The organism is Bradyrhizobium sp. WU425, from assembly GCF_021052305.1.
In the GTDB taxonomy this organism is placed as follows: Bacteria; Pseudomonadota; Alphaproteobacteria; order Rhizobiales; family Xanthobacteraceae; genus Bradyrhizobium; species Bradyrhizobium canariense_D.
On the sequence record NZ_CP088089.1, the window covers coordinates 7577921 to 7593632 of the forward strand.

The following is a 15712-nucleotide window of genomic DNA, read 5'->3' on the forward strand; positions in this document are numbered from 1 at the left end:
CCGCCCTGTGCATAACGATATCACCCATGATCCGGGCGAGGGATTGAGCCCGACGCTCGAGCGCAACATCCAGGCTCTGGTCGAGCGCCGCCGCCGGGAGCAGCGCGCTGCCAAGGGTCAGGAAAAGCTTGCCGATGCGATCACGGCGTTCACCGGCAGCATGGCGTTCGTCTATCTCCATGTCGCTGTGTTCGGCTTCTGGATCATCGCCAATCTGCATTGGCTGCCGGGAATCCCGGCCTGGGACGAGAGCTTCGTAGTGCTGGCGATGATTGCTTCGGTCGAGGCGATCTTCCTGTCGACATTCGTGCTGATCTCGCAGAACCGCATGAGTGCAGCAGCGGACAAGCGCGCCGATCTCGATCTCCAGATCAGCCTTCTCGCCGAGCACGAATTGACCAAGGTTGCCCGCCTCCTTACGCAGATCGCCGAGCGGCTCGATGTCCAGCCCGACTCGAAACGGGATCTGGAGGAGGCAAGCCGCGACATCGCTCCCGAGCGCGTGCTCGACAGGATCGAGGAGACGCGCTCCTGAGCTATCGGCTGGCCGACAGGTCGAGGGTCAGGAACAGGCTGTTGGGATCCTCGACATAGCCCTCGAACGGGCCGCAGAGGACAAAGCCATGCGCCCGGTAGAGCGCGAGCGCCGGCTTGAAATAGTCCCACGAGCCGGTCTCGAGGCTGAGCCGCGCCATGCCGCGCGCGCGGGCTTCTGTGACGATGTGGCGGAGCATCTCACCGCCAAAGCCGCGCCGCCGCGTGGTCTGGAGCGTGTGCATCGACTTCACCTCGCCGTGCTCGGCTGACAGCGTCTTCAGCGCACCGACGGCGACCAGCGTCTCGCCGTCCCAGCCGGTCCAGAACGCGATGTCGGGCGCGCGCAGTCCGGAGAGATCGAGCGCATGGGCGCTGCCCGGCGCGGTCTGCGCCCGCGCCGCCGTGACGTGATGATCGAGCAGCGCGATGACGCGCGGATCAAAGGTGTCGCCGGTGCGGATCTGCATCGTCACGGTCTCACATCTTGCCGTAGGACGCGCCGCGGCGCGTGATGATGACGTAGCGCGCGTCCTGTCTGGTCTCGTTCTCGAAGATCACCGCGCGCATCACATCGAAGTCGAGACAGTCGCCTTCGCGCAGGCGAACCGCCTTGGCGTCGATGTGCACGGCGATCGCGCCCTCCAGCATCAGGAGCTGCTGGGTGAAGGCATTGCGGCCCCAAGGGCTGTATGGCACCCGCGCACCGGCCGGCAAATCGACGACGATGATCTCGATGCCGCTCGCCGCGTCCGTGGGCGACGCGTGACGGCGGCGATAGCCGCTGTCGGGATCGCGCCAGTGCGGCTGGTCGGCGAGCCGCACCAGCCGCTCCGGCGGCTTTTCGGCCAGCGCGACGACGTCGCTGAGCGACACGTCGAGCGCGGCGCAGAGTTTTCCCAGCAGCGCAGCCGTCGCGCTGCTCTGCGCCCGCTCCACCCGCCCGATCATCGCCCGGCTGACGCCGGAGCGGCCTGCGAGCTCATTCAGCGTCATGCCGGCCTGCGTCCGCAGCGTCTTCAAGCGACGACCGATCGCGCGATCGAGTTTCTGCTGGTCCATTTTCTTTACAGGTCCTGGTCTCTGATCCGAACATTGCCGACACGAGGACCGCACCCATCAGGGCCGCGAGAAGCTTAAGCTGGGCGATGCGTGCGTGCCGGAAGCGAGGGGCCAATATATTAGAAACTTTGCGGAGCCTATAGGGCCGACTAGGATAGACCCAACGACGATGACCGGGAGGCGGCGACATGGGCGAACCGACGCAGCGGACGATCAAGGCCAACGGCATCAGCCTCAACGTCGCCGAGCAGGGCAAGGGGCCGATGGTGCTGCTCTGCCACGGCTTTCCGGAAGGTTGGTACTCCTGGCGTCACCAACTCGAGGCGCTGGGGGCAGCCGGTTTCCACGCGGTCGCCCCTGACATGCGCGGCTACGGCAAGAGCGACCGGCCCGAAGCGATCGACCAGTACACGATCCTCCACATGGTCGGCGACCTCGTCGGCGTGCTCGACGCTTTCGAGGCGAAGGACGCCGTCATCGTCGGGCACGACTGGGGCGCGACGATCGCCTGGCACACGGCGCGCCTGCGGCCCGACCGCTTCCGCGCCGCCGCCATTCTTAGCGTGCCCTATCGACCACGCAGTCCGGTGCGGCCGACGAGCGTAATGCCACAGACGGCGGATGCGCAGTTCTATCAACTGTATTTCCAGGAGCCGGGTGTCGCCGAAGCAGAATTCGAAAGGGATACGCGCGCAACGCTCGGCGCGATGCTCTATGGCGGTTCCGGCGAAGGCGCGGCGGTGATCCGCGCCAATGCCGAGCGTCAAGGGCGGACCGCCGGTGTCGGCATGGTCTCTCGCAAGGACGGCATGCTGCCGAAGGTGCAGGTGCCGCTGCCGTCGTGGCTGAGCAGCGCGGACCTCGACTATTACGGCGCCGAATTTGCCCATAGTGGGTTTCGCGGACCGCTCAACTACTATCGCAACATCGATCGCAACTGGGAGCTGATGGGCGCCTTCGAGGGCGTCAAGGTGGTCGTGCCCTCGCTCTTCATCGCCGGCGACTACGACATGGTCATGGCCTTCCCTGGCGCCGCCGAGCACGTTGCCAACATGAAGCAATGGGTGCCGCAATTACGCGAGATCAAGATGCTACCGGGGTGCGGACACTGGACGCAGCAGGAACGGCCGGCGGAGGTGAACGCGGCGATCGTGGAATTTCTGCGGAGCCTGCCGAACTAAAGGATGGAGCGGGCGAAGGGAATCGAACCCTCGTATGCAGCTTGGGAAGCTGCCGTTCTACCATTGAACTACGCCCGCGGATGCGCAGCTTGCGCCCGCTCTGATTAGCCGAGACGGCGCATCTCGCCAAGCGCTTTGGCGCAGCCCGCCCGCCCCTTCTTAAGTTTCCGGTACGATTTTGGGTGCGGCGGATTGTGGCGGTGTTATGGTCGCGGTCTGGGGAGAGCGTACGTTGCGTGGGGGCGTGTGTATGGTGGGGCATGGCTACGCGATATTCGACACGACCATAGGGCGCTGCGGCATCATCTGGAGCAGCACCGGGGTCGTCGCCGTGCAGTTGCCGGAGGCGCGGGAGATCGACACCCGCCGCCGGATTTTCCAGATCCATCCCGAGGCACGCGAGCAGCGGCCTTCCGCGAACGCCGAGTTCGCGATCGAGGGCATCGTGAGCTTGCTGCAGGGCAGCGATGCTGATTTTTCCGAGGTCAGCCTGGACGCGAGCGGGGTGCCCGGCTTCAACCGGCGGGTCTACGAGGCGGCCTGCGCCATCCCGCGCGGGGAGACGCGCACCTATCACGAGATCGCCAAGGCGCTGGGCGCCTCCGGCGCCGCGCATTCGGTGGCACAGGCGATCGCGAAAAATCCCTACATGCTGATCGTGCCCTGCCACCGGGTGCTGGAGGCCGGCAATTACACCGACCGGCTCTCGCCCTATGGCGGCGTAATCTCCAAGCGGCGGCTGCTGTCGCTGGAGGGCACCCATCCGATCGCCAGCAAGACGCTGTTCGACGTCCTGCTGCCCGTTGCCCCACCGAGACCCTCCACCTAGATAGGGAGGATGGATGCAACAACGCTGCTGACCACCCCCTCGATGACCGTCTCCGAGTTTCGCTGCGACGCGGGACCGGACGACAGCCCGTTTGCGGAGTGCCGCACCGGCCATTCCATCGCCTATGTCCGCGCCGGCAGCTTTGGCTGTCATTGCCGCGCCGGCTTCTTCGAGCTGGTGGCGGGCTCGATGCTGGTCGGCGCGCCAGGCGAGGAATACACCTGCACACATGAGCACGTCGCCGGCGACGTCTGCCTGTCCTTTTTCCTCAGCGAGGATCTGGTCGACGCGCTCGGCGGCCGGAGCGACGTCTGGCAGGTCGGCGCGACGCCACCGTTGCCCGAGCTGATGGTGCTGGGCGAGCTCGCCCAGACGGCGGCAGATGGCAACAGCGACCTCGGTCTCGACGAGGTCGGGCAGATCCTCACCGGTCGTTTCGTCGATGTCGTGTCGGGCAAGGCGCGCAAGCCGACGACACCGACGGCGCGTGATCGCCGCCGCGCCGTGGAAGCCGCGCTCTGGATCGACGCCAACTCGCATGCCGAGGTCGACCTCGAACAGGCGGCACGGCAGGCAGGCCTCAGCCCCTTCCACTTCCTGCGGCTGTTCTCCGCCGTGCTCGGCGTCACTCCGCATCAATATCTGGTGCGCTCGCGGCTGCGGCATGCGGCGCGGCTGCTGACTGACGACGACATCGCAGTCACCGACATCGCCTACGACGTCGGCTTCGGCGATCTCTCCAACTTCGTCCGCACCTTCCACCGCGCCGCTGGTGTATCGCCGACCAAGTTCCGCCAGGCTTCGAAGGGAGAGCGCAAGATTCTCCAAGAGCAGCTTGCCCTCAACTGACTAGGTTCGTCTCCGGCGCGCGCCGATTGTGGCGCGCTTTGGCAATGGAGACGACCATGTACGACCATATCGGATTGCGCGTTGCCGACCTCGACGCCGCCACGCGCTTCTACACCGCGGTGCTGGCGCCGCTCGGTTATGTCGTGTGCTCGAGTGGCGATGGTTATGCCGGCTTCGGGCCGAAGGGCGAGCCGGCGCTGTGGCTGCACCTGAACAAGGGGCGCAAAGCCGATGGCGTGCACATCGCGTTTCGCGCGGGGGATCATGACGCGGTCAAGGCATTCCACAGCGAGGGCTTGAAGAGCGGTGGCCGCGACAATGGCGGCGCCGGCCCGCGCAAGGATTACAGCCCGACTTACTACGCGTCGTTTTTGATCGATCCCGATGGCAACAATGTTGAGGCGGTCTGTGTGTGAACGCGGCAGCCCTCACCACACACACACGCTGTCATCCCCCGGCTTGACCGGGGTATCCAGTACGCCGCAGCTCCTCGATTCAATCACAGCGGCCTCTGGAATACTGGATCGCCCGATGGAGTCGGGCGATGACAGCTGGGATGACGGCGCTATCGCTCGCTTCTCTACATCAAGGAACTCAACCAGGATTGCATCATGGCCTCCATCCACAACGACATTCCCCTCAACGCCCCAGCGCGCGACGTCTGGGATGCCGTGCGCGATTTCGGCGCGCTGCATCGGCGGTTGGCGCCGGGCTTCGTCACGGCCTGCACGCTCGACGGCGACACGCGCATCGTCACCTTCGCCAACGGATCGGTGGCGCGCGAGGTGCTGGTCGATTGCGACGATGCGCGGCAGCGGCTGGTCTACGCGATCAACAACGAGCGGCTGAAGCATTACAGCGCCTCGGTGCAGGTGATCGCCGAGGGCGAGGCGAGATGCCGCCTGGTCTGGATCATCGACATGCTGCCGAACGAGCTCGCGCCCTATGTGCAGGGACAGACCAAGGACGCCGTCGCCGCCATACACCGCGCGTTTCCGGCCGCAGCTGCGTGATCTTTCTCACAGAGCCCAGCCCTCGTCCGCAATAACGATGGCGCCGTGCGTCCGGTTGGCTCCGCTCTCCCGGCGGCGCCACGCACGCGAGGAGCAGGCCATGAGAGGTGCGGACAAGGTGATCTGCCAGGCGGCCGCCGTGCTGCTGATGTTTTCGATTTCGAGCGCGCCGGCAAAGGCGCAGTTCTTCGGCGGCGGCGGTGCCGGCGGCGAGGACATAATGACCCAGATGGCGCCGATGCTCGAGATGATGAAGGCCAAGATGGGCAAGCGCCGCTTCGGCATGATGATGCAGACCATGGGCCCGATGATGAGCCGCATGATGGAGAATGGCGGTGGTGGTCTTGGCATGATGGGCGGCGGTGGCATTGGCGGCCTCGGCGCCGGCAACCTCGGCGGCGGTTTCGGCGCGCCCAATTACGGCGGCTACGCGCCGATGGGTGGAGGCGGCACCATGCCGGCCGGAATGGGCGGCATCGGCGGCGGCGATATCATGGGCATGCTCGGCGGCGCCGGTGGCGGCGACATGATGGCGATGATTCCGCAACTGATGCGGCTCGCCAATGTCGGCGGTGGTGGCGGCCATCGCCGCCACAGGCACCGCTAGTCCGCGGCGGCCGACAGAGCCGGCCTGATCGCAGGTTTGGTTTGGCGCGGTCCCCAGCGTGTCAGCACCACGCTGGAGCACGAGAGCAGGCCGAGCACGACCATCGAGCTCGCCGCCAGCCAGAAGAAGCTTTGCGCGGTGGCATCATGCGTCGACAGCCACCAGCCGACAGCCGAGATGTAGATCAGCCGCGCGGTCTGCGCCAGCACCGGGCCGATCACCTTCGCAGCGCCCTGCGACGAGAAATACATCGTCGAGGCGAGGCCGATGAAGGCGTAGAACGGCGCCACTGTCGACAAATATTGGTGGCTGGTGGCGCGCACGGTCGCGCTGTCCGTGAAGATGTTCACCCAGAGATCGGGGAAGGCCGCGACCAGGCACGCCGGTGCACCGACGGCGACGAAGGCGCTCGCCGCTGCGATCCAGGCGATGCGCCGGGCGCGGGCGATGCGGCCGGCGCCGACCGCCATGCCGATCATCGGCACCGAGGCGATGCCGAACGAGAACGCGATCGAGGTCAGCAGGAATTCCAGCCGCGCACCGATGCCGTAGCCGGCCAGGATCGCGGTGCCGAATTTCGCAAGCATGTGAGTGAAGATCGAGATCGTCAGCACCGATTGCAGCGGCGAGAAGCAGGCGATGGCGCCCACTTTGAGGATGTCGAAAAACATCGCCCATTGGATGCGAAGTCCGCGCAGCTTCGGCGTCACGCGGGCGCGGCCGGAGAACAGGTACCAGCCCATCACGCCGATATTCATGCAATAGGCAATCAGCGCGCCGGCGGCGACCCCGCGCATGCCGAATTGCGGCACCGGACCGAGGCCGAGGCCAAGCGTGCCACCGAGCACGATCTGCCAGGCCGCGGAATTGAGGATCAACAGCGACGGCAGCTTCATGTTGCCGGTGCCGCGCAGGACGCCGGCCATGGTGTTGAGCAGCCAGGGCAGCACGGCGCCGCCGAAAAACACCTGGGTGTAGGCGATCGCATGCGTCAGCACGTCGCCGCGGCCGCCGAGCATCTCAAGCACCTTGGGCCCGAAGATCAGCATGCCCAGCATGAAGACGAGGCCGAAGCTGATGCCGATCAGCAGCGCGTGCGCGGCGAGCGTCCCGGCACGCTCGCGATCGCCCGCGCCGAGCGCGCGCGCGATGGCGGAGGCCACCGCGCCGCCCATCGCACCGCCTGACATGGTCATGGTCAGGATCACTGTCGGAAACACCAGCGCCATCGCGGCCAGCGCTTCCACGCCGAGCCGTCCGATATAGGAGGTCTCCGCAATCACGGTGCAGGTGCCGGCTGAGAGCGCGACCACGTTGGGCCAGGCCAGCCCGAGCAGCGTGCGCAGGATCGGCCCGTCCATCAGCGCGCTCCTCACGGGGCGCGGAGGCGGCGGCAGCGGACGCTCTTGTTCATCGACCGGGATTTCGGCGATGTCTGACATGTCCTCTCCGGGCAAAGCGCCATTTCCGGCGCAGCAATGCTTGGGTGTGCCAATGAATTGGTTCGCGCAGGGCGCAACAAGAGGCTTGTTAGCACGACGCGCAGCGATTCCTCCTGCGCTAGGTGCAGGCGTGCCCTGCGGCAGCGCGGTGACGCCGTCGTCTACCCAATCGTCCAGAGCAATGGCGGACGACCGCTCGGTGTCGGGGACAGGTGCACGCCGATGTGCCGGCCGCACCCGGCCGCAAGCCCCTCGAACAACCCCGCCAGCACCTTGGCGCAAGCGGAGTGGTTATCGGCGCCGTCTTCCATCAACCTCCAGCTCTGCTGACGGATTTCGAACGTGCCCTCGGATTGCGTCGTCTCAGCCGCATCGTCCTGCGCGACAAACAGCGCGTTGAGGAACGTCGCGAATTCGCTCGCACCGCCGCGGCCCATCGACAGCGCCGCAGCGACCTCATCGAAATATTGCATCCCGATCAGCTTGCCCGTGAGGTGCAGGAGATAGCCCGCATCCTCCGGACCGAACAGCTGCACCATCACGGGCGCGGCGGTGCGCACATATTCCATCGCATAGTTGCGATAGGCTTTTTCCAGTCTCGGCCTTGGCCAGCTTGCGACCGGCAACGCCGGAGCCGCGGCTGCATCGAACAGCGGGGCTTCGAGGTGCCGCGCGAACACGAGGCGCTGGTCGAGTTCGAGGGGCTGGTCATATTGATAATAGTAGCCTTCGAGCCCGTCCTGGCCGTCGACGCTCTGCTTGGTGCAGACGAACCCCAATCTGGTATCGCCGAGCGCCACGCCGTTGTTGGCGTGCCAGCCGCGCAGCATCGCGCGCGAGACTTCGCCCGGCACGCCGCAGATGGCAGTGCCTTTCCAGATCCAGCGCGGCGGCGGATAGCGGATCCAGGCTTTGCGGTCGCTCTCATACATGTATTCGACGTGCACGCCGCCGATCCAGTTCGAGAGATAGTGATATTGCGCGGCTGCCACGGCGGGCGGCAGATGGCTCAGCCCGAGCTTCTCCAGCCCCGGCAGGAAGCGCTCCTGCTGCTGGCGGCGGAACACGCGAAAGACGAACTCCGCAGCATCTGCCGTGCCGCGACGCGTGACCACGGTGAGGATCAGACCGGTGAAGTAGGCGTGATAGAGATCGGCAACCGCGCGCCAGCGTTTCCATTGAGCTTCCTGCGCGGGGTCTGGTGCGGTCATGTTCGCTCCCGATCGTTGTTCTGATCGAGTGTGTCACTGCATCCGGTGACGGACAAGTTGAGCCGCACGCAGGGAGCCCTGCACGCCGGCGCGCCAATTCCGCATCACGAATTTTGCGCAGGCTTAGTTTGCGAGGCTTTGGCGGCACGCTCGCGCTCGACGCGCTCGGTGACGTCGCGTGCCATCGCCACCGATCCTTGCACCACTCCAGCGGCGTCCCGCACCAGCGCAAAGGTCATCTCGATGTAGAGCTTGCGTCCGTCCTTGTGCAGCGCGCGGGTCAGTGTCGGCTTGCCCGCAAGCTTCATCGCGCCGCTGGCAAGCGCGGCCTCAAAACCTTTCCAGTGCGCGGCGCGCAGATGTTCGGGAATGATCAGGTCGAGATTCTGGCCCAGCGCTTCGTCCGCCGAGAAGCCGAACAGTGCGGACGATGCGCGGTTCCAGCGCATGATCGTGCCGGAGCGATCCGAATAGATCAGCGCGTCGGCGACGTCGTCGAGGATTCTTGCGTCGAGTTCGGATTGATCTGTCATTTCGCCACCTCGGACGTAGCCCGGATTCACTTCCCATCTTGACACAGATTCGGTGTCATCGCCCGACTTGATCGGGCGATCCAGTATTCCAGAGGCGGATGTGATCGAACCAATAGGCTACGGCGTACTGGATGCCCCGGTCAAGCCGAGGCATGACAGCGGAAGGTGAGGCTATCCCTACACCCGGAAATGCTTGCTCAGCTTCAGGCCCTGCGCCTGGTAGTTCGAGCCGATGCGCTGGCCGTACATCGCGTCGGGGCGGGCCAGCATCTTCTCGTAGACGAGGCGGCCGACGATCTGGCCGTGCTCGAGGATGAACGGCACCTCGCGCGAGCGCACTTCGAGCACGGCGCGCGAGCCTAGCCCGCCGGCGCCGGCATAGCCGAAGCCGGGATCGAAGAATCCGGCATAATGCACGCGGAACTCGCCGACCAGCGGATCGAACGGCACCATCTCCGCGGCGTAATCGGGCGGCACCTGCACCGCCTCTTTCGACGCGAGGATATAGAACTCGCCGGGATCGAGGATCAGGCTGCCGTCGGGACGGGCCGAGATCGGCTCCCAGAAGTCCTCGACGGAATAGCCGGCGCGGCGATCGACGTCGATGACGCCGGTGTGGCGCTTGGCGCGGTAGCCGACGAAGCCGCCGCTCTTCTCGCCGGAGAGATCAACAGAGACGGCGACGCCGCCGGTGAGGTCGGCATCGTCGATATCGACGAGACGCTCGGTCGCGTGCAGCGCCTCGAGGTCCTCGATGTTGAGGATGGCATCGCCGGTGCGGAAGCGCACCTGGCTCAGGCGCGAGCCCTCGCTGACCAGCACCGGAAACGTCTTCGGGCTGATCTCGGCATAGAGCGGGCCGTGATAGCCGGCACCGATCATGTCGAAGCGGCGGGTGCCGTCGGCGATCACGCGGGTGAAGACGTCGAGCCGGCCGGTCGAGCTCTTCGGGTTGGCGGCCGCGACGATTTCCGGCGGCAGCGCGAGGCTTTCAAGCAGCGGCACGATGTAGACGCAGTTGGTCTCCAGCACCGCGCCGTCGGCGAGGCTGAACTCGTGCAGCTTCAACTCGTCGATGCGCTCGGCGACCGTGGCGCCGGGACCGGGCAGGAAGCTGGCGCGAACGCGATAGGCGATATCGCCAAGACGCAAATCGAGGCTCGCCGGCTGGATCTGGCTTTCGACGAAGTCGTAAGCGGGCAGGATGAGACCGCCCTCCGCCATCGCCGCGATCATGCGGTCGGGCAGGATACCATTGGCGTCGGCGGCGACCGTGAACGTCAACCCGGGGTCCTCATCAGGGATCAAACACATCCCGACATGCGGGAAATATGAGCGTTTTACGGCTATCCGATGGACGTCTTGACGGAAAGGGCATTGCGGAATATGAGCATGACTTATCCCGTGGTGATTTGAGCCGGCCGGCTTGCAGCCACGTTAAATAAGTCGCTAAACAGGCCGGGGACCTCTGTGATCCCGGCCCGTGGAGATATTCCAGGCCGGTTTTTTTGTGACCATTCTCGATGGTCACTTCAGGAGGTCCTATGTCGAAGTCCCCGGCGCCAACCGCCCACTACCGTCCCGAAACTCGCCTGGTTCATTCCGGCACCTTACGCTCGCAATATGGCGAGACGTCGGAGTCGCTGTTCCTGACCCAGGGCTACGTTTACAACAGCGCCGAGGAGTGCGAGGCGCGATTCAAGGGCGAGGACCCCGGCTTCATCTATTCACGCTACTCCAATCCGACCATCTCGATGTTCGAGCGCCGCATGATCGAGCTCGAAGGCGCCGAAGCGGCACGTTCGGCCGCGACCGGCATGGCCGCGGTGACGACCGCGATCCTGGCGCCGCTCAAGGCCGGCGATCACGTCGTGGCCTCGCGCGCGCTGTTCGGCTCGTGTCTCTACGTCGTGCAGGATTTACTGCCGCGCTACGGCATCGAGACCACGCTGGTCGACGGCCTCGATCTCGACCAGTGGCAGCGCGCCATGAAGCCGAACACCAAGACGTTCTTCCTGGAGAGCCCGACCAATCCGACGCTCGACGTGCTCGACATTCCCGGCATTGCCGAGATCGCGCATAGTGGCGGCGCGCGGCTCGTCGTCGACAACGTGTTCGCCACCCCGATCTGGCAGAGCCCGCTCGCGCTCGGCGCCGACGTCGTGGTCTATTCCGCGACCAAGCACATCGACGGCCAGGGCCGCTGTCTCGGCGGCATCATCCTGTCCTCGGAAGCGTTCATCGCCGAGCACATCCACAATTTCATGCGCCAGACCGGCCCGTCGATCTCGCCGTTCAACGCCTGGGTCCTGCTCAAGGGGCTGGAGACGCTCGCCGTGCGCGTGCGCGCGCAGACCGAGACGGCCGCGCGCATCGCGGACGTGCTGGCGAGCCATCCGAAGATTTCGCGGCTGGTGTTTCCCGGCCGCGCCGATCATCCGCAGGCTGCATTGGTGAAGAAGCAGATGCGCGGCGGCTCGACGCTGGTCGGCCTCGAGGTCAAGGGCGGCAAGCAGGCGGCGTTCCGCGTGCTCAACGAGCTCAAGCTTGCCAAGATCTCGAACAATCTCGGCGACGCCAAGAGCCTCGTCACGCATCCGGCAACGACGACGCATCAGCGCCTCAAGCCGGAGGACCGCGCCGCGCTAGGCATCAGCGAGGGATTCATCCGCTTCTCGGCGGGGCTTGAGCACGCAGACGATCTGATCGAGGATCTGACGGCGGCGCTGGAGAAGGCGTGAGTTATTGTCGTCCCGGCCTAGTGCGCAATTGCGCATGGGGGCCTGGACGACAAGTCACATTGGCCGGTACGTCCGCACGTCCGCGGGCACGTTCACGCCGAGCTTGATCTGGCCGACGGAGCGAATGATGTCGTCGCCGAGGAGCTGGGCGAAGCAGGCATAGCCCCAATCGTTCATGTGCAGTCCGTCGGCGATCACGAAACTCTCGACCGGAAGCGATTGCTTCTCGTGCCAGTCGCGCATCACCTCGAAGCGCGGGAAGATGCCGACGTGACGGAGCTCGGCGACCTTGCCGAGCAGCTTCACCATCTTGCCGGCGCTCTCGGCGCGCTGGTTGACCGCGGGCGAATATTGCGGATCGACCAGCACGATGTCGGTGCCGCCGGTGGCCTGGATGCGAGCGATGCCGTCCTCGACAAGTTTGGCGGTCTCGCCAGGATCGAGATTGCGCAGCACGGCATTGGTGCCGACCTGCCAGATCACCAGATCCGGATGCACGTCGATCACCTCTTTCTGGAGACGCTTCATCATCTCGGGCGCATCCTCGCCGCCGACGCCGGCATTGACGACGGTGATGTCGGCGGTCGGATAGTGCCGGTGCAGCTGCGCGGCAAGGCGATTGGGATAGTTGAACTCCGGCGAGCTCGCGCCGAATCCCGCGGTCGACGACGAGCCGAACGCGACGATGACGACGGGCTGGCCGGCGACGAGCTTGCCCGCGACATGCGGCAGCGAGCCCATCGCCTTCGAGCCGCCCTTCGGCGACAGGCAGGGCACGCGGCTAAAGATGTCGCCGGCGGATTTCGCGACCTGCTTCACCTTGTCGATGGCGCGCGCCGTGATGCCGCGCTGGTCGGGGGACGTCGCTGCGACGGTGGTCTGGGACGGTGAAGCGGGAGCCGGATCAGCCGACTGCTGCGGGGCCGGTGTTGCCTGCGCGGCCTGCGTCTGCGCGTGGGACTGCGAGGCCGGACTCAGCAACAGCAGCACCGCTGCTGCGGGCACAGCCAGCCATGCCGTCAGGCAAAAAGGGCGGAGAGAACTCATTAACGCTAGACCTCAATTTTGCTGCTGGGCCGGCTCCAGATGGGCAGCGTCGATCAGGAACTGTGCCAACGCCCGGCCAAGGCAATCATGGACCTGCTTCGCCAACTCGGGCCCGCGCGACGGGCTGAATAGGTCGAACTGGCCCTGATCATTCCACTGCCGCATGATCGCGAACCGATCGAACAGCGGAATATCGTGCTCCTGCGCCACCACCCGCATATTGTCGAGGTATGGCGGCACCGAGATCATGGTTTCGGTACGCGGACTGTACTGCAAATTCATCAAGACGACGTCAGCCCCTGCCTTTTGCAACGCAACAACCCCTTCGGTCACCGCGCCACGAAAATCATCGGGATCGATGGCTCGGATAGCATCGACAGTCCCGGTCTGCCAGATGACCAAAGTAGGCGTTTTTGCTTCCATCAGCTTAACGAAGCTGGCAGCCGCCTCCTCGGCCGTTTTCTTGCTCTGTATTTCTACGGAGACGTGCACAGTCTCGGACGGCGGCAGCTTGTCCTTCAGGATGGCCTGCATCCGCGCCGGATAAGAGGCGTCCTCGGAAGCCGGAATCGTGGTCGAGCGACTGCCGATGACCAGGATTTCGAGCGGCTTGCCGGCCTTCACGGCATCGGCGACCTTGGGAAGCTGGCTTTCGCTGGTGAGCAGATAGGACGGCACTTCACAGGCTGCGGGCGCGGCTGAAGCAGCCGGCGCAGCATCGTCCGCGCGCGCCGGAGGCGCGGCGAGACCACCGCACAGCAGGATCAGGCTCAGGAAAACCTTCGCCTTCATCAGCCCCCTCCCGCCATATCGGCGCTGCCGACGGCGCTTTTGGTTTTCGAACCGCTCTTGTCAGCCACCCGCTTGTACCACGAAATCAGCCAGGCCATGGCCCACATGATCAGGATTCCGGAGAGACTTATTAGCGCATGCATGACCGGGCCGCCCGAGACTTCGGCCAGGATGAAATGGCCGGCAAAGGCGAGGAAGACGCCGAGACAGAATATCTCCAGGGAATGCGAGCCGCACAGGATCAGCGGCCGCAGCCAGGGCGATTTCAGGCCCGGCCAGTCCCGGGGCAGGACGCGCACGGTGAGCGCGGCCAGCGCCAGGAAATGCGTGAAGCGCAGCACGTCAAGGTCGGCCTTGTCGATCGGATACATCCACTGCTCGAGCCGCTTCGGCATGAAGTGGGAGAGCTGCGGCACATACCAGGTCAGCGTCACGTAGAATGCCGCAACCAGATAGGCGATCGCGATCCACATCGTCACCCGCGAAGCCAGAATGTGCGACATGCGTCGGGCACCCCCGAGCGCGCACCATGCCCCGAACACGAACAGCAATTGCCAGGCGAAGGGATTGAAGGCCCAGAAGCCGTTCGGATAGGCCGACAGATAGAGGTCGTATTCCCAGGTCACCGCGTAGAGCGCGACCGAGAGGCCGAGCGTCACGTCAGGGCGCCACTTCATCAGCCACAGGATCAAGGGCAGCGCCAGCATCAGCACGATGTAGAGCGGCAGCACGTCCATGTTGACCGGACGGAAGCGCAGCAGCAGCGCCTGCACGATCGTGACGTCGGGCTGCTTGAGGAAATCCATGATGCCCATCTCTTCGGTGTAGAGCGGGTTCTCGAACCTGGTCGCGACGTAGGAGATTTCGGCAAGGAAGATCGTGAACAGGAAGACGTGGGCGACATAGATCTGCCAGACGCGCCGCAGGATGCGCGCGGTGGCGACGACGATGCCGGACTCCAGCATCGCCCGACCGTAGACGAAGGCGGCGGTATAGCCGGAGATGAAGATGAAGATCTCGGTGGCGTCGCTGAAGCCGTAATTGCGGATCGTGAACCAGGTCAGAAGGCTCGGCGGCAAATGGTCGATGAAGATCAGCCACAGCGCAAGGCCGCGGAATAGGTCGAGCCGGAGCTCGCGCTCGCCGATGGCGGGCAGCGAAATGGCCGGCGCGGCCGCGCGCCGCTTCGCTCCCGCGGATTTGACCTCCACAGGTTTAGCGGTTCCCGCGATCGTCGATCCCGTCACTTGGTCGGCAATGGTCATCGGGGGCCTAAAAACCCTTCCGCAAATCGCGACGTGGCAAGGAGTGTACCGGTCCGGCCGTCATCTCGCAAAGCGACCGGATCACAAGCAAGTACATTTGCAAGCCCATTTGGACGTGTACTTCCCTGCGAATTCTGGCGGGACGATGTCGCCAAGGCGTCTCCGGCGTTTGGTTCCGGAGCGGTTTTCGGTATGATGGCAATCATGTACCGCGCCGTGACCCGCCAGATCGAAGTGACCGTCGAGCCGAACTTTGTTCCGGAGCAGTCGTCGGCCGACCGCTCCCGTTATTTCTGGGCCTACACCGTCGTCATCACCAATTCCGGCGACGAGACCGTGCAGCTCAAGACCCGGCACTGGATCATCACCGATGCCACCGGCCGGCAGCAGGAGGTGAAGGGCGAGGGCGTCGTCGGCGAGCAGCCGACGCTCGCGCCTGGCGAACGCTTCGAATACACCTCGGGCGTGCCGCTCACGACCGCCTCGGGCTTCATGACCGGCCGCTACCAGATGGTCAGCGCGACCGGCGAACGCTTCGAGATCGACGTGCCCACGTTCTCGCTGGACAGCCCGGACAACAAGCGGGTGTTGAATTAGGGCAGGAGA

18 protein-coding genes, 1 tRNA gene and 1 riboswitch are annotated in these 15712 nt (G+C 65.1%); of the genes, 9 read left to right on the forward strand and 10 right to left on the reverse strand.

The annotated features are described in order from the left end of the window. Window positions 1-7: 7 nt before the first annotated feature. Window positions 8-535 (forward strand): DUF1003 domain-containing protein, encoded by a 528-nt coding sequence (locus BcanWU425_RS36055; RefSeq protein ID WP_018460104.1) that lies wholly within the window; start codon window positions 8-10, stop codon window positions 533-535. 1 nt (window position 536) lies between these two features. On the opposite strand, the gene BcanWU425_RS36060 is transcribed toward BcanWU425_RS36055, so the two are convergent. Continuing rightward, window positions 537-1004: a GNAT family N-acetyltransferase gene (locus BcanWU425_RS36060; RefSeq protein WP_085384941.1), complete on the reverse strand. Its 468-nt coding sequence runs from the start codon at window positions 1002-1004 to the stop codon at window positions 537-539. 10 nt (window positions 1005-1014) lie between these two features. Then, complete coding sequence (locus BcanWU425_RS36065) at window positions 1015-1596, reverse strand: helix-turn-helix domain-containing protein (RefSeq protein ID WP_018460106.1); 582 nt, start codon at window positions 1594-1596, stop codon at window positions 1015-1017. A 188-nt stretch (window positions 1597-1784) separates the two neighbouring features. On the opposite strand from BcanWU425_RS36065, the gene BcanWU425_RS36070 reads away from it, so the two are divergent. Continuing rightward, window positions 1785-2777 (forward strand): alpha/beta fold hydrolase, encoded by a 993-nt coding sequence (locus BcanWU425_RS36070; protein ID WP_018460107.1) that lies wholly within the window; start codon window positions 1785-1787, stop codon window positions 2775-2777. Between the two features lie 4 nt (window positions 2778-2781). Here the strand turns inward: BcanWU425_RS36070 and BcanWU425_RS36075 are convergent. Further along, window positions 2782-2855: transfer RNA gene (locus BcanWU425_RS36075), tRNA-Gly, on the reverse strand. A gap of 172 nt (window positions 2856-3027) precedes the next feature. On the opposite strand from BcanWU425_RS36075, the gene BcanWU425_RS36080 reads away from it, so the two are divergent. From BcanWU425_RS36080 to BcanWU425_RS36100, 5 genes are all read left to right on the forward strand, one after another. Then, window positions 3028-3606 (forward strand): methylated-DNA--[protein]-cysteine S-methyltransferase, encoded by a 579-nt coding sequence (locus BcanWU425_RS36080; protein ID WP_018456084.1) that lies wholly within the window; start codon window positions 3028-3030, stop codon window positions 3604-3606. A gap of 9 nt (window positions 3607-3615) precedes the next feature. Further along, window positions 3616-4455, forward strand: a complete 840-nt coding sequence (locus BcanWU425_RS36085) for a helix-turn-helix transcriptional regulator (RefSeq protein WP_018456083.1) — start codon at window positions 3616-3618, stop codon at window positions 4453-4455. Window positions 4456-4511: 56 nt separating this feature from the next. After that, window positions 4512-4871, forward strand: a complete 360-nt coding sequence (locus tag BcanWU425_RS36090) for a VOC family protein (protein ID WP_026233083.1) — start codon at window positions 4512-4514, stop codon at window positions 4869-4871. Window positions 4872-5066: 195 nt separating this feature from the next. After that, complete coding sequence (locus BcanWU425_RS36095; protein ID WP_018456081.1) at window positions 5067-5468, forward strand: SRPBCC family protein; 402 nt, start codon at window positions 5067-5069, stop codon at window positions 5466-5468. Between the two features lie 100 nt (window positions 5469-5568). Next, the gene (locus BcanWU425_RS36100) at window positions 5569-6075 is read left to right on the forward strand and encodes a hypothetical protein (protein ID WP_026233082.1); all 507 of its coding nucleotides are present in this window, start codon (window positions 5569-5571) and stop codon (window positions 6073-6075) included. Here BcanWU425_RS36100 and BcanWU425_RS36105 read toward each other — a convergent pair. The 4 genes from BcanWU425_RS36105 to BcanWU425_RS36120 all read right to left on the reverse strand — a co-directional run bounded on the left by BcanWU425_RS36105 (window position 6072) and on the right by BcanWU425_RS36120 (window position 10575). Further along, complete coding sequence (locus BcanWU425_RS36105) at window positions 6072-7517, reverse strand: MATE family efflux transporter (protein WP_085349691.1); 1446 nt, start codon at window positions 7515-7517, stop codon at window positions 6072-6074. The genes BcanWU425_RS36100 and BcanWU425_RS36105 overlap by 4 nt on opposite strands. 161 nt (window positions 7518-7678) lie before the next feature. Beyond that, complete coding sequence (locus tag BcanWU425_RS36110) at window positions 7679-8728, reverse strand: hypothetical protein (protein WP_204513160.1); 1050 nt, start codon at window positions 8726-8728, stop codon at window positions 7679-7681. Window positions 8729-8832: 104 nt separating this feature from the next. Next, the gene (locus BcanWU425_RS36115) at window positions 8833-9261 is read right to left on the reverse strand and encodes a PAS domain-containing protein (protein ID WP_018456077.1); all 429 of its coding nucleotides are present in this window, start codon (window positions 9259-9261) and stop codon (window positions 8833-8835) included. Between the two features lie 177 nt (window positions 9262-9438). Next, entirely contained in the window at window positions 9439-10575 is a 1137-nt protein-coding gene (locus tag BcanWU425_RS36120; protein WP_085349689.1) for a 2'-deoxycytidine 5'-triphosphate deaminase, read from the reverse strand. 80 nt (window positions 10576-10655) lie between these two features. Next, window positions 10656-10735: riboswitch (SAM riboswitch) on the forward strand. Between the two features lie 70 nt (window positions 10736-10805). Between BcanWU425_RS36120 and BcanWU425_RS36125 the strand changes: the two genes are divergently transcribed. Next, window positions 10806-12002 carry an O-succinylhomoserine sulfhydrylase gene (locus BcanWU425_RS36125; protein ID WP_007615678.1) on the forward strand — a complete coding sequence of 399 codons (1197 nt, stop codon included), beginning with the start codon at window positions 10806-10808 and terminating at the stop codon, window positions 12000-12002. A 54-nt stretch (window positions 12003-12056) separates the two neighbouring features. On the opposite strand, the gene BcanWU425_RS36130 is transcribed toward BcanWU425_RS36125, so the two are convergent. From BcanWU425_RS36130 to BcanWU425_RS36140, 3 genes are read right to left on the reverse strand one after another with little or no spacing between them, the layout of a single operon-like run. Continuing rightward, window positions 12057-13049, reverse strand: coding sequence for an SGNH/GDSL hydrolase family protein (locus BcanWU425_RS36130; RefSeq protein ID WP_026233081.1), 993 nt, complete (start codon window positions 13047-13049; stop codon window positions 12057-12059). A gap of 12 nt (window positions 13050-13061) precedes the next feature. Beyond that, complete coding sequence (locus BcanWU425_RS36135) at window positions 13062-13841, reverse strand: SGNH/GDSL hydrolase family protein (RefSeq protein WP_018456073.1); 780 nt, start codon at window positions 13839-13841, stop codon at window positions 13062-13064. Then, window positions 13841-15106 carry an OpgC domain-containing protein gene (locus tag BcanWU425_RS36140; protein WP_085349686.1) on the reverse strand — a complete coding sequence of 422 codons (1266 nt, stop codon included), beginning with the start codon at window positions 15104-15106 and terminating at the stop codon, window positions 13841-13843. The genes BcanWU425_RS36135 and BcanWU425_RS36140 overlap by 1 nt, the downstream gene beginning before the upstream one ends. 204 nt (window positions 15107-15310) lie before the next feature. Between BcanWU425_RS36140 and apaG the strand changes: the two genes are divergently transcribed. Further along, window positions 15311-15703 (forward strand): Co2+/Mg2+ efflux protein ApaG, encoded by a 393-nt coding sequence (apaG, locus tag BcanWU425_RS36145; protein WP_026233080.1) that lies wholly within the window; start codon window positions 15311-15313, stop codon window positions 15701-15703. Window positions 15704-15712: the final 9 nt, after the last annotated feature.